At 64.8% G+C, this 12,367-nt stretch carries 12 protein-coding genes; all 12 read right to left on the bottom strand.

The features are described 5' to 3' along the window. Positions 1 to 8: 8 nt before the first annotated feature. The 12 genes from E8L22_RS06690 to E8L22_RS06635 all read right to left on the bottom strand — a co-directional run bounded on the left by E8L22_RS06690 (position 9) and on the right by E8L22_RS06635 (position 12,361). Positions 9 to 2,018, bottom strand: a complete 2,010-nt coding sequence (locus E8L22_RS06690; protein ID WP_136524420.1) for a flagellar hook-length control protein FliK — start codon at positions 2,016 to 2,018, stop codon at positions 9 to 11. An 89-nt stretch (positions 2,019 to 2,107) separates the two neighbouring features. After that, positions 2,108 to 2,608 carry a MotE family protein gene (locus E8L22_RS06685; RefSeq protein ID WP_136524419.1) on the bottom strand — a complete coding sequence of 167 codons (501 nt, stop codon included), beginning with the start codon at positions 2,606 to 2,608 and terminating at the stop codon, positions 2,108 to 2,110. After that, positions 2,605 to 3,045, bottom strand: a complete 441-nt coding sequence (fliJ, locus tag E8L22_RS06680) for a flagellar export protein FliJ (RefSeq protein WP_136524418.1) — start codon at positions 3,043 to 3,045, stop codon at positions 2,605 to 2,607. Before fliJ ends, E8L22_RS06685 begins: the two co-directional genes overlap by 4 nt. Before the next feature lie 147 nt (positions 3,046 to 3,192). Continuing rightward, positions 3,193 to 4,500, bottom strand: a complete 1,308-nt coding sequence (gene fliI / locus E8L22_RS06675; RefSeq protein ID WP_246037916.1) for a flagellar protein export ATPase FliI — start codon at positions 4,498 to 4,500, stop codon at positions 3,193 to 3,195. Beyond that, on the bottom strand, positions 4,490 to 5,200 hold the full coding sequence (locus tag E8L22_RS06670; protein WP_136524417.1) for a FliH/SctL family protein: 711 nt from the start codon (positions 5,198 to 5,200) through the stop codon (positions 4,490 to 4,492). The genes fliI and E8L22_RS06670 overlap by 11 nt, the downstream gene beginning before the upstream one ends. Continuing rightward, positions 5,187 to 6,179: a flagellar motor switch protein FliG gene (fliG, locus tag E8L22_RS06665; RefSeq protein ID WP_135869199.1), complete on the bottom strand. Its 993-nt coding sequence runs from the start codon at positions 6,177 to 6,179 to the stop codon at positions 5,187 to 5,189. Before fliG ends, E8L22_RS06670 begins: the two co-directional genes overlap by 14 nt. A gap of 29 nt (positions 6,180 to 6,208) precedes the next feature. Then, positions 6,209 to 7,780 (bottom strand): flagellar basal-body MS-ring/collar protein FliF, encoded by a 1,572-nt coding sequence (fliF, locus tag E8L22_RS06660; RefSeq protein ID WP_136524416.1) that lies wholly within the window; start codon positions 7,778 to 7,780, stop codon positions 6,209 to 6,211. A gap of 21 nt (positions 7,781 to 7,801) precedes the next feature. Then, complete coding sequence (fliE, locus tag E8L22_RS06655; protein ID WP_136524837.1) at positions 7,802 to 8,107, bottom strand: flagellar hook-basal body complex protein FliE; 306 nt, start codon at positions 8,105 to 8,107, stop codon at positions 7,802 to 7,804. A 20-nt stretch (positions 8,108 to 8,127) separates the two neighbouring features. After that, on the bottom strand, positions 8,128 to 8,565 hold the full coding sequence (flgC, locus tag E8L22_RS06650) for a flagellar basal body rod protein FlgC (RefSeq protein WP_136524415.1): 438 nt from the start codon (positions 8,563 to 8,565) through the stop codon (positions 8,128 to 8,130). Continuing rightward, positions 8,565 to 8,984: a flagellar basal body rod protein FlgB gene (gene flgB, locus E8L22_RS06645; RefSeq protein WP_136524414.1), complete on the bottom strand. Its 420-nt coding sequence runs from the start codon at positions 8,982 to 8,984 to the stop codon at positions 8,565 to 8,567. Before flgB ends, flgC begins: the two co-directional genes overlap by 1 nt. A gap of 113 nt (positions 8,985 to 9,097) precedes the next feature. Continuing rightward, positions 9,098 to 11,209 (bottom strand): tetratricopeptide repeat protein, encoded by a 2,112-nt coding sequence (locus E8L22_RS06640; RefSeq protein WP_136524413.1) that lies wholly within the window; start codon positions 11,207 to 11,209, stop codon positions 9,098 to 9,100. Between the two features lie 150 nt (positions 11,210 to 11,359). Continuing rightward, complete coding sequence (locus E8L22_RS06635; RefSeq protein WP_136524412.1) at positions 11,360 to 12,361, bottom strand: response regulator; 1,002 nt, start codon at positions 12,359 to 12,361, stop codon at positions 11,360 to 11,362. Between the last annotated feature and the right edge of the window lie 6 nt (positions 12,362 to 12,367).

Here is a 12,367-nt window from a genome sequence, read left to right as displayed (position 1 = left end):
CCTCCTTTTTAGAATCTCACGTCGAGCAGGCTGTTGACCTCGGCAGTCAGATAATTGACTCGCGGTGCATCCTGGCCGTCGTACCCTGCACCCCTGGCGAACCTTTGGGGCTGCTGCTGTTTCTGGTTCCCTCGCTCCTCATTGAGCGGGCCGTTGAAGCCGCCACCGCCGGTGGAGACGTTGAAACCGTCCATGGTGAGATTCTTGCCGGAAAGGGCCTCCTTGAGGGAGTCGAGGTTGCCAAGGAGCAGGTCCTTGACCATCCGGTTGTCGGCCTGGACTTCCACGTTCAGCCGGTTGTTCTCCATGCGGACCTGGATCTTCAACTCACCCAGTTCCCCCGGGTTCAGCCGGATGCTCATCTGGCCGTTCCCCTTGCCATCATGGGTCACCACCCCTTCCTTTACCTGCGCCAATATGCTCTCGTGCAGCAGGCTCCTTGCCTGCGCCTGTTTCGCTTCGACAGGCACCGTGTCGGCGGTGTTCCCCTGCGCCACTACCCCGGCGCCGAGCATATGCCCGTTTTGCTGCTCCCCTTTTTGCTGCGTCCCGCCGCCATGGCTTTCCGAAGCCTCACGAACCGCACCCGTTTCCGAGGTCAGCTTGCTTGCCGCGGGTGTTGCACGTCCGGTGCCGGAAACCTCTTCGCCGGGGTTCTTCGCCGCGCCGGCCTGCAAAGCCTGCTCAGCGCCGCGCCCTTCCTTGCCTGCGGGCGACTCGCCGTGGCGCATCTCCCTGTGCTGCTGGGCCTTCCCCGTCGCGGGATCGGCGTCGGCGGAGGCCTGGGTCGGTTGCGGCTCCGCGCCGGCAACGTTATCCTTCTTGCCCTCGCCGGAGGCCACCTTGACCTCGACGGCTGCCTGCTTTGCCGTCGTTTCCCGTGTCGCGCCGTCAACGGCGCCAGGGGTTTCTTTGGTCGCCGTGGCAGCGTCCCCCTGTGCCGGGGCCGTCGCCTCGGTTACCGTGTCGCCGGTAACGGCAGTTGCCGCCACCTTTGTGCTCTCCGCCGTCTGCCCGGAGAGGTCGCGTACCGGCATGGCGACGAACCGTCCCTCCCCTTGCTGCCGCGCGGAGAGACGCTCTGCCGCTGCCGTCTGATCGGCAACGACGGATGTTTTGGCCGCCTCGGGAAGCTCCTTGGGCTGCGCCACCTTCCCGGACGCCTCCTGCGCCTGGGGCTTCTCGACCTGTGCCCTTTCTGTGGCACCCGTCGGAGTGATAACCTTTGCTCCCCGCTCCTCGCGGGGAAGCTGCGCCGCCTCGGCCTTCTGGCCTGTTTCGGCTCCGGTTGCCGCGCCCATAAGAGGCCGGTCTCCGGTTTTTTCCTGCTTCACTTCCTGCCCGACTTCCGACTTCACCGCCTGTGCGGCCTCGGGCTCCCCGCCCTGGGGACCTTTTGCCCCTGCATCAGGCTGCTGCAGCCGCTGCTGCAGGGCTTCCAGTCTGGAGAGCGCCTGAGCGCCCGCCTCGTCGGCGTTGCCCACGCCTGCCTTTTGCTCCTGGTGTGACGCTACTTGCGCCGTCGCCACGACCAGTCCCGGGTTGGGTTCCGGGATGCCCCCCGCCGGGACGTTGTCCTGCGCCGACCGCACCAGGTCGACGGAAGTTGTGTCCTGCGCGGGTGTTGCCGCTTCCTCCGGGGCTCCAACCTTTTCGGAAGGCGCCTTGTCCGCAGGCCCTGCGGTCGCCGCGGTCGCTTCCCGCACCGCACCGTCGGAGGCATCCTGCGCCGGGCGTTGCCTTGCCGCAACCGTAGCCCCCGGCTGCGCCTCCTGGGAGACCGCTCCCTTGCGGGGGATGGCTTGCGACGCCGCGTCGGCCTTCGCACCGGCTTCCTTCGCGGGTTTGCCTTGCGCCGCCGGTTGCTTCGCTTCCGCTTTGTCCTGGGAGGAGGCCTGCACCTGTTTCCCCTGGAGCATCTGCTGGAAACCACCGGTACCGGAGGGTGCCGCTGTTGCCGTCCCAGCCGGAGCCGCCGGGAAGGCGTCTGGAATAAATGCTGCGTTTTGAATCATCATCTCGTATCACCTCCTTTTTGTTTGGCATTACGGCGGCGTCCGCCGCCGGTCGAATCCGCCCTGGCGGGCGGTTCAATCCGTATCTTCGCCTACTTGCCGGCGAGGTTCAGCCTGGTCCATTCAAGGACCCGCGGCTGGCTGATGAAGGGGATGAGCTTGACGGCGGTCTTCTGATCCATCTGGTTCAGCATCTGGATCACCATCTTCTCGTTCAGCTTGTTGAGCAGGTTACCCGCCTCCTCCGGCTTCAACCCCTTGTAGATCTTGATCATTTTTTTGTAACGCTCGTCGTCCTGCTTGTTCTTCGCGGTGAGCGACTCCTCGATCCCCTTCTTGGCCGCGTTCAGTTCCGCAACCCGGGCGTCGAGCTTGGTGGCGAGGCGGTTCAGCTCAGCCTCCTTCGCGTTCAGCGCCGCTTCCTTCTGTGCCAGTTGCTGCCGTTTCGCCTCGAGTGCCGCGGCCTCGGTGGAAGCCGCGGAGCGGGGAGCGTTCTTCACCTCGGCCGCCTGCACCGAGGGCCCTTCCCCACCACCGCTCAAAAGCGGCAGCGCGACGAGGGCGACGGCGGCGGTCCGTAACAACCCTTTCACTTACGCCCCCTCCCCTGGACTGCGATCTCGTCCAGGAAGGCGCGTTCCCGGTTCAGCTGTTCCATCCTCAGGTCCCGCATCTTCTTCTCCTTGAAAACCTCAAGGGCCTTCTTTTCCTTCGCCGCGGCCAAAAGGGCCTCGCGCTTTTCCTGCACCGCCTTCTCAAGGCCCACCAAGCTCTCCCGCAACTGCAGGATTTCCTGGCTCTTTCTCCTGGAGAAGTCGCCGTAGAGCTGCAGGTCCTTCGCCTCGATGCCGTTCATCTGGCGCTCGGCGCATTCCTTTTCCCGCTGCTCCATCATGGCCTTTTCGTTTTTCAGCCGCTCCCTGGCGCTCTCGTGCTGCTGCTTCGCCGCAGCGAGTTCCAGTTGGTGCATTTTCTCCACTTCCTTGCGGAACTTGAGCACCTGTTCGAGCCTGAATTCCTGTCCTGCCATGGTCTTTCCTCCCACCTCCGCCAAGCTCCACTGGGTGTATTCAGCCCACCCCCCGTGGCGTGTTCAACTATTTCCTGATCCCTGCGGGCGGCGTGTCAAAATCCCGGCACGCGGCCCGGGGCCGCAGAGCATGCTGCATAAAGCGTGCTACTCAAATATCCTCGCGAGCGCCTCGATCGATTCCTCGAAATTCACCTCGTCGGCCACGTCCTGCTTCAGGTACGCGACCATCCGGTCCATCCTCGCCACCGCCGTGTCGATCTTCGGGTTGCTCCCCGCCTTGTAGGCGCCGATGTTGATCATGTCCTCGGCCTGCCGGTAGGTCGCCAGGGTCTCCTTGAACTGCCCGGCAAGCGCCCGGTGTTCCCTCGTGGTCACGTCGCTCATGACACGGCTCGCGCTGTTTAAAAGGTCGATCGGGGGGTAGATGTTGCGAGCGGCAAGCTCTCGGGTGAGGATGATGTGGCCGTCGAGGATGCTGCGCATCGCGTCGGAGATCGGCTCGTTGAAGTCGTCCCCCTCGACGAGGACGGTGTATAGGCCGGTGATGCTACCCCCCTGGAAGTTGCCGGTCCGCTCCAGAAGCCTCGGGAGCGCGGCGAAGACACTCGGGGTGTACCCCTTGGTGGTCGGGGGCTCGCCGATGGCAAGACCCACCTCGCGCATCGCCATGGCGAAACGGGTGGCGGAGTCCATCATGAGGAGCACCTTCTTACCCTGCGCCTGGAAATACTCGGCGATGGTGGTCGCGATGTAGGCGCCGCGCATGCGCACCAGGGGCGGCTGGTCGCTCGTTGCCACCACGACTACCGATTTCCTGAGCCCCTCCGCCTGCAGGTCCTTCTCGATGAACTCGCGCAGCTCGCGGCCGCGCTCGCCGATCAGGGCGATGACGTTGACGTCCGCCTCGGTGTAGCGGGCTATCATGCCGAGAAGGGTCGACTTGCCGACGCCGGAGCCCGCCATGATGCCGACCCTCTGCCCCTCGCCGCAGGTCAAAAGCCCGTTGATGGCGCGGATGCCGAGGTTCAGGGGCTTCCTGATCGGGCGGCGCTTCATCGGGTTCACCGGCAGCGCGTAGATCGGGTACTCGTCCACCGTCTCGATGGGCCCCTTGTCGTCGATGGGGTCGCCGAGACCGTCGATGACCCGCCCCAGAAGGGCAGGTCCCACCCCCAGGGCCGCCTTCTCGCGCCGGACCGAGATGACGCTGCCAAGCCCCACCCCCCTCAGCTCGCCAAGCGGCATGAGCAGGGTCTTGTTCTCGCGGAAGCCGACCACCTCGGCGGGAATCGGCGCGTGCCCCTCGGAGTGCACCTCGCAGACGCTGCCGACCGCGGTCTCCGGGCAGAACCCTTCGATCACGAGCCCCACCACCTGGGTCACCTTCCCGTTGAAGCGCACCGGCTTGGCCGCCTCGACCACCGGCAGGTAGCGTGCCAGATCAATCCCCACCGTTTTCATCCTCCCGCCGCGCGTTTCTCTCCTCGGAAAGCCGGCGCATGATCTCCTCGAGCTGGGCGTCGAAGCCGGCGTCTATGTTTCCGCGCACCGTCTCCACCACGCACGCGGCGGGGCCAAGCGTCGGGTCCTCGCGCAGGACTATCTTCTTGCGGTCCCGGGTGAGTGCCTGGAACTGGGGCGAGTAGGCCACCACCTGGTACTCCTCCGGGTTCAGCCGGACCACGATCTCCCCCTCGTCGGCGGCAAGCTCCACCGCACCGTGCACGAGGTTCGCGATCAGCCCCGGATCGATGGTGAGCTCACGCATCATCACCTTGCGGGCGATCATCGCCGAGAGCTTCAGGAGGTCCTCCTCCGCCTCGTGCATGAGCTGGCCGCGCACCGCGCCGGTGGCGAGGAGGGCCTGGGCCATCGCCTCGCTCACCTTGGCAAGATCCTCCTCGGCCTGCTGCTTCCCCTTCTTCATCCCTTCCGCGTGCGCCTGCTGGATCCTTCTGAGCGCATCCTCCTCGGGGACCATGACGGGGGGAACCTCCGGTTCCTCTTCCTCGGCCGGCAACGGCTCCTCGCCGGCCAGGGAAACCTGGCGGAACACGTCCTGCCCCGGGGGGGGGACCAGCTCGTTACCGAGCGGCTCCAGGATGAAGGTCTGGGACTCGAGCCCCTTCCTGATGATCTTAGACGAGGACATCTTCCGCCCCGCGTCCGGCGATGACCACCTTCCCTTCTTCCTCCATCTTCCGGACGATCTTGATGATCTCGCTCTGCGCCTTCTCCACGTCGGAGAGGCGTACCGGCCCCATGACCTCCAGGTCCTCCTTGATCATCTCCGCCGCACGGCTGGAGATGTTGCGGAATATCTTGTCCTTCACCTCGTCCGGCGAAGTCTTCATGGCGAGGGTCAGGGTATCGTTGGAGACCTCGCGCATGATGGACTGGATGGCGCGATCGTCCAGCTTGAAGATGTCCTCGAAGGTGAAGAGGTGCTTCCTGATCACCTCGGCCAAAGGCGGGTTCATGGTATCGAGTTTGTCCAGGATTTTCTTCTCGCGGCTTCTGTCGAGATGCGCGAACATGTCGACCACCTTCTCGACGCCCCCCACCTTGAAGCGCTGCACGCCGCCCAGGGCGGTCAGCTCCACCCGGATCACCTCGTCGATCTCGGCGAGGATCTCGGGGGAGACCTGGTCGACCTCGGCGATCCTGATCACTACCTCGGCCTGCAGCTCCTGCGGCAGGAGCGAGATGATCTCGCTGGTCTGCTTAGGTTTCAGCTTGGCAAGCACCACGGCGATGGTCTGCGGGTGCTCCTGGGAAAAGAAGTTCGCGATGGTGCGGGGGTCCATGGTGGAGAGGAGGTCGGCCATGTCGCCGATGCCGGAGGTGCGGATCTCCTGCAGCAGGGTCTCGGCGCGCAAGGGGCCGAGCGCCTTCTCGAGGATCTTCTTGACGAACTCCTCCCCCTGGGAGAAGAAGCCGGTCTCGGGGTTAGTGATGTCGGTGAACTCCTCCACCACCGACGCGATCTCCTCGCGCGGCACGTGGCCAAGTTTCGACATGCTCTGGCTGATCCTCTTTATGTCGCCGTCGTCCATGTGGCCGAAGACCTTGGCGGTCGCCTCGGGACCCAGATATAAAAGGAGTATGGCGGCCTTTTCGGCTCCGGTCATGCTGCACCTCTAGGGGTCGTGGATTTCATCTAGTCCTTGCGCGTCAGCCAGTTCTGCAGGATCTGGGCGGCCTGGTAGGGGTCCTGCTTGACCTTCTCCACCAGCTCGATCTGGGTGACCCGCATCTTCTCTTGGGCAAGCTTCTGCATCTCGAGCATGTGCGCCTGCTCGGCGTCATCCTGGATCGGCATGAAGGAGGAGGCGGGCTTCTCCACCTTGAGCATCTTCAGAAGCGGACGGATCACGAACAGGATCAGGGCGAGGAAGCCGAGCCCAATCAGGCCGTTCTTGATCAGGGCCTGCACGATGGGGGCGTCGTACCACTGGGGCTTCTCGCCCCCCCCCTCGCCGGTCTCCTGGAAGGGGATGTTGGCCACGGTCACCTGGTCGCCGCGCTCGGCGTTGAAGCCGACCGCGCTCTTCACCAGCGCCTCGATCTTCTGCATCTCGTCCGGGGTGCGCGGCTGGTATTTCGGGGTCGCCCCGGGCTTGGCGCCTACGGGGAGGTCGTACTTGCCGTCCACCAGCACGGCGATCGATACCTTGGAAAGCGCCCCCACCGGCTCGATGATGCGGGCCGTGGAGCGGCTCACCTCGTAGTTCAGAGTCTCGTCGGTCTTGGAGCCGCCGCCGCTTTGGCCTGCGCCCCCCGGCGCGGTGCGCCCGAGGTTGGTCTGCGCTCCCGGAACGCCGGATGCGGTGGTCGTGGTGCCCCCCTTCTCCTCGCTTCTCTGCTCGCTTCTGACCGCCGCGGACTCTGGGTCGTAGCGCTCCTCGTACTTCTCGACCTGCTTGAAGTCGAAGGTCGCGGTGACGCGGGCCACGCACTTGCCGGAGCCAACCACGCGGTCCAAAAGGCTCTGCAGCTTGTCTTCCTGGGTCTTCTCGAAGTTCCTCTGGGTTTCCTGGCGCGATCCGGTCAGCTTGCTGGCGGGATCGGAAGTGGTGTTGCCGGAGAGCATCTTGCCGCGGCTGTCCAGAACGGTCACCTGCTCGGGGTCCATCCCCTCTATGGAGGAAGCGACCAGATGCACGATCCCCTGCACCTCGGCCTCCCTGAGGCCGCGGTTCGACTTCATCTTGAGCACGACCGAGGCGGTGGCCGGTTTCTCGGCATCCTTGAAGAGCGTCTTCTCCGGGATGGCGAGGTGCACGCGGGCCGACTCGACCCCCGCGATCTGGGCGATGGTGCGCGAGAGCTCACCCTGCAGGGCGCGCTGGTAGTTGAGCTTTTGCACGAACTCGGTCATGCCGAAGTTCTTGCGGTCGAAGATCTCGTAGCCTACCCCGCCTCCCTGGGGGAGTCCGTCGCTCGCCATGGAGAGCCTCAGGTCGTAGACCTTGTCCGATGGGACCATGATCGCCTTGCCGTCGTCGGTGATCTGGTACGGCACCTTCTGCTCTTTCAATTTTTTGACGATCTCGCCGGCGTCATCGCTCGTCAGGTTGGCGAAGAGCGGACGGTAGTCCGTCTTGTTCGCCACGGTGATGAGCGCCGCGAACGCGAGGAGCGAGACGAGCGCCACCCCCCCGACGACGAGCCGCTTCCCGGTCGACAGAGCGAGAAAAGGTTCCAGCAATTTTTTAAGCCCTTCCGGCATGGTGTCTCCAAGTTATGCAGGTTATACCGGCATCCTCATGATCTCCTGGTACGCCTCGACCGCCTTGTTGCGCACCTGCGTCAGGAGCTGGAAGGAGATGTTCGCCTTTTCCACCGCTAGCATGACCTCGTGCAGCCCTTTCCCCTCGCCGGTCGCCATCGCCTGGATCGACTTGTCGGCGGTCGCCTGCTGCTCGTTCACCTTGGAGACCATCTCCTCGAGGAACGTGCCGAAGCCGACGGCGGGGTTGGCCTGGGTGGCCTGCGCCTCCTTGGCGGGAAACGCCTGCGAGAGGCCGTCTACCTTGGTGAGTGCCGAAATTTCCATTGCCATTGATTACCTCCTCGCTAGCGCAGCAGATCGAGCGTCTTGAGAGCCATGCTCTTCGCCGCGTTGGTCGCGGTGATGTTCGCCTCGTAGCTGCGGCTTGCGGTGATCATGTCCGCCATCTCCTCGACGACGTTGATGTTGGGATAAGCCACGTACCCGTTCGGGTCCGCGTCCGGGTGCCCCGGCTCGTACTGCATCCTCGGGGGGCGCGGGTCCTCGTTCACCTGGGTGACCTGGACGCTGCGGGCGTCGTTGGCGCGGGAGAGCGCCGCGCCGAAGGAGCCGGCCTCCTTGAGCGGAGTGGCGGTGAAGACCGCGTCCTTGCGCCGGTACGGGCCGCCTTCCGCTGTCCTGGTGGAATTGACGTTTGCCAGGTTGGAGGAGATGAGGTTCATCCTGGTACGCTCGGCGGCCAGGGCCGAGGCGCTGATGTCCATCGAGGTGAAAAAGTCCATTATAAGGTACCCCTTATCGCCTGCTTCAACTCATCGAACTTCTTGCCGAGGAGCTGCACACTGGCGTTGTACATGATCTGGTTCTCGGCCAGACGCCCCATCTCGGTCTCCATCTCGACACCGTTGCCGTCCGGGCCCATGGTGCGCGTGTCGACCTCGACCACGTCCCCCTGCACCCTCTCAAGCGACGCGGCGCGCCCCTTGAGCGGGATGTGGCGCGGGTTGGTGACCCCGCTATCCTTCGCCCCTCCCTTGAGGGCGCTCTTCAACTGGCTCTCGAAAGAGACGTCGGTGGGCGTATAGCCGGGGGTTTCCACGTTGGCGAGGTTCGACGAGATCATCGTCTGCCGTTTGGCCCTGAGATCCAGGGTCTTCCCCAGAAGTTCAACGGTCGTCCCGAAAATTCCTTGTACAGGCATGTGCTTCCTCCTTGTCGCCAAGCTGCAGCAGCAAAAGCCGTACCAGCGCGACAGGTCCGTGTTATCGGCAGCTTGCACGCGCCGAAGACGTCAAAGTCATATTTCTGACAGCATCAGGGAAGTTCTCCGGCGATCTTCATGCGCCAGTTTAAGTCGTTTAACGCCTCGCCGGCCAGCTTGCCCCAGGTCCCGCCCATGCCGGTCGCTTTCTCCCAGCTCGCCTTCGCCTCGCGCACCGCCCCGAGCTTTACCTGCAGCTCCCCGGTCTTGAACAGGAACTGCCCCACCATTTCACCGCCGGCGACGCTGGCGCCGACCTGGCAGGCCGCGAGGGCGTGCGGGTAATCCTTCACCTCGGCGAGCTCGACGGCGAGGTTGTAGTAGGCGTCCGGGAGGAGGGGATTGCCGCTTTTCGCGCTCGTCGTGAAGCGGACCAGGCTGCGCACCGCGCCGCCGTGATCTTTGGCGGCCTGGAGCGCCTTGCCGAGGTAGTACTCGCTGTCGGGGAGAGCGGCCTTGGCGTTTCGGGCCTTCAGGAAGGCGAGTTGCGCCGCCGCGCCGGGGAGGTCCCCCTTCTCGAAGGCGAGCCGCCCGAGCTGCTCCCGCACCCTGCCGAGATTGGGGTCGCGCGGGAAGCGCCCGAGGAAGTCGCGCGCCGTCGACTCGGCCAGCGGTGCGTTGCCTAAAACGACCGCGTCGTCCACCATGCGCGAAAGCATGAAGGGGGCGCTCGAAGCCGCCCAGTTCTTGCCGTCCAGGTAGGTGAAGAGCTCCAGCTCCTGCACCGTCTTCCCGGTCTTCTCGAAGGCCTGCGAGAGCCGCGGAGCGAAGCCCGCGTCGCCGAAGCAGCGGGAGAGGTACTCGCGGTTGTCCATGGCAAGGCGCACGAGCGCGTCGTCTTTGCCGGCTGCGGCGGCCTCCTGGTAAACGGGGAACAGGATCTCCTCGCGCATCTTGCTGAGAACGGTGGAGAAGATGCCGCGCGGGTAACGCCGGTTGTAGGTCACCGCCGCCTCGAGCGCATCCTTCGGAGGGGCGTAGAGCGCGAGCAGCAGCGACATCTTGAAGAGCGCCTCGTCGCGGGAGGAGGGGTCGCCGGGCTCGCCGTAGATGGTTTGATACTTGGAGAGGAGTTCGCGGTACCGGTCGCGCGAGATTGAGAAGAGCGCCCGGTCGGCGAGCTTCAGGCGTGCCCTCCCCGCGGCGGCGCTCCCATGCGCGTACATCACGACGCTTCTGTACATCGCAAGCGCCGCCTCCTTCTGCCCGTTGCGCTCGATCAGATCGGCGAGCCGGTTCAAAAGTTCGGCCTGATACGGAGTGCCGATGTAGCGGTCCATGAGGCGCAACAGCATCCTCCTCGCACCGGGGAAGTCGCCGGTGCGCGCAAGAGCGTCGGAGTAGGGCTGCATCAGCTCGGGCGCCTGGTTCAGGTACCCGGGCCAGAGGGCTTCGGCGTTGCGAAACGAGGCAAGCGCCTCCTGGTGTCGTCCAAGCTTCTCGTACGCCTCGCCCAAACGGAAAGAGGCGAGCGCCTTCACGCGATCCCCCTTCTTGTCGAACATGGCGAAGACGTTCACCGCCTCCTCGGCGCGGTCCCGGTACAGGAGGCTTTCCCCCTGTTGAAACAAAAGCGCCTCCCCCTCGGGGAGGAGCTCTTTCAGGAGCTTCCCGTCCGTCGGGGAGAAGGGAACCCCGCCCGGCTCGGCGTCGAAATCGCGCACGAAGCGCTCGGTGCCGGAAAGGATCGGCTCGCGCCCCGGCGCTATGTCTACCGGATTCACGCGCTTCATCGCCGGTCCGATGTCGATGGAAAGGACACTGGGGTTGGCGCAGGAGACCGCTTGCGCCGCGGCATCGGCCACGCGCACCGGGACCGATACGTTGAGCAGGCCGCGCGTCTCGGAGGCGTTTATCCCCGCGATCATACGGTCGTTCAGGTTGCGCAGCTTTTTGAAGCTCGGGGCGTCGGCATCGCGCACCTCGAGCCTGACCCGCCCGGGGAGGACGCGCAGCGTGTAATCCGGTGGAGAGAGGAAGGAGAGGCTGACCCTGGTGAACCCTTGATGGGGATATACGGCGACGCGCAGCAGTCGATTTTGCTGCTGTGCAAAGGCGCCCGTCGGGAGCGCGCAGGCGAAGAGCGTCGTGACGAGCCCCAGGAGGAGGCACGGTCTGGTTTTGCGCGGGAAGCGGATCATGGAAGAGTGCTTGGCAAAAGGCATGCCGTAGCGGCGCGGAACGCGCCGTCACGCTAAGCCACCGATACTGCAGGGTTTTATCTGGGGAGTTTTTTCCGGCGGTGCCGAAAAGGAGTTCGGCGCGCCCCGCCAGTCAAAAAAACTGCGGCGGGGGATGTTTTTTTGACTCGTGCGTCAGTGCAGGAATTTCGCCACCTTCTCGGTGAGCTCGTGCGGCTCGAAGGGGGGCATCACCACACCCTTCACGCCCGCCTTGAGCGCCTTGAGGACCGCGGTCCGGGTCCATTCGTGGGCGCAAAGGAGCACGGCGCCGCCGCTTCGGTCCACGAGCGGCACCACCCGCTTGCAGATGGCGAGGTCGCGGTCGGTGGTGTTTTTGAGCGAGATGAGAGCGACCCTCACCTCCCCCTGGGCGAAGAGGCCCGGCAGGTCGGCCCCGAGGGGGGCGTCGATGAGGTTCATGCCGCTGTCGGAAAGCCCTTCCACCAGTGCCCGGCGCCCGTCGTCGTCCCCGAGCACCAGGATGGAGGCCACGGGAGCCGCCTCCTCGGCCGCCGCCTCAGCCTCGGGCGCGGCCGCCTCGACCGCCGCCTCTTCCGGCTGCGGGTCGAACAGGTTCGCCAGCGGGTGCGGGATCAGGATGTCCACCATGTTCATCTCATGCCCCTCGATCTGCAGGGGGGCACGGTACATCAGGTATTCACCGTCCGGAAAGGGGACGTCGTCGGTGAGGGGGTCGGTCCCCGGCACGTACTTCTGCGGCGGAAGGAGCTTCAGGTGCACCTTGTCGGGGAGGTTCGGCTGGAACACCGAGTTGAAGGAGCCGATGATCTGGTTGGCGATCTCGCCGAAGGCGTCCACGTCGTCCGGTTCCTGGATGGAAAGCCGGCGTTTCTCCTGGATCCTGGGCCCCGGGATCCCGAGGAGGATCGAGCTCATCACGATGGTGTCGCCCAGCGAGAAGAGGAGGTAGAAAAAGCCCGGATACGCCTCGCGCGACTCCACCCCGACCACGTAGATCGGGTTGTCCTCGTCACCCAGGTAGCTCTTGCGGTTGGTGTTCAGGACATCGGAAGCCGCCACGGACATGGCCTGGCCTAAGAGCATGCCGCTCTCTTCGCCCGCCTGCTTCATCGCGGCATCCAGCATCGATTGTAGTTTTTCGAATCCGGCCATTGAATC

Source organism: Geomonas ferrireducens, from assembly GCF_004917065.1.
Lineage (GTDB): Bacteria > Desulfobacterota > Desulfuromonadia > Geobacterales > Geobacteraceae > Geomonas > Geomonas ferrireducens.
Note: the sequence above shows the minus strand (reverse complement) of the source record. Positions and strands in the feature narration are given on the sequence as shown.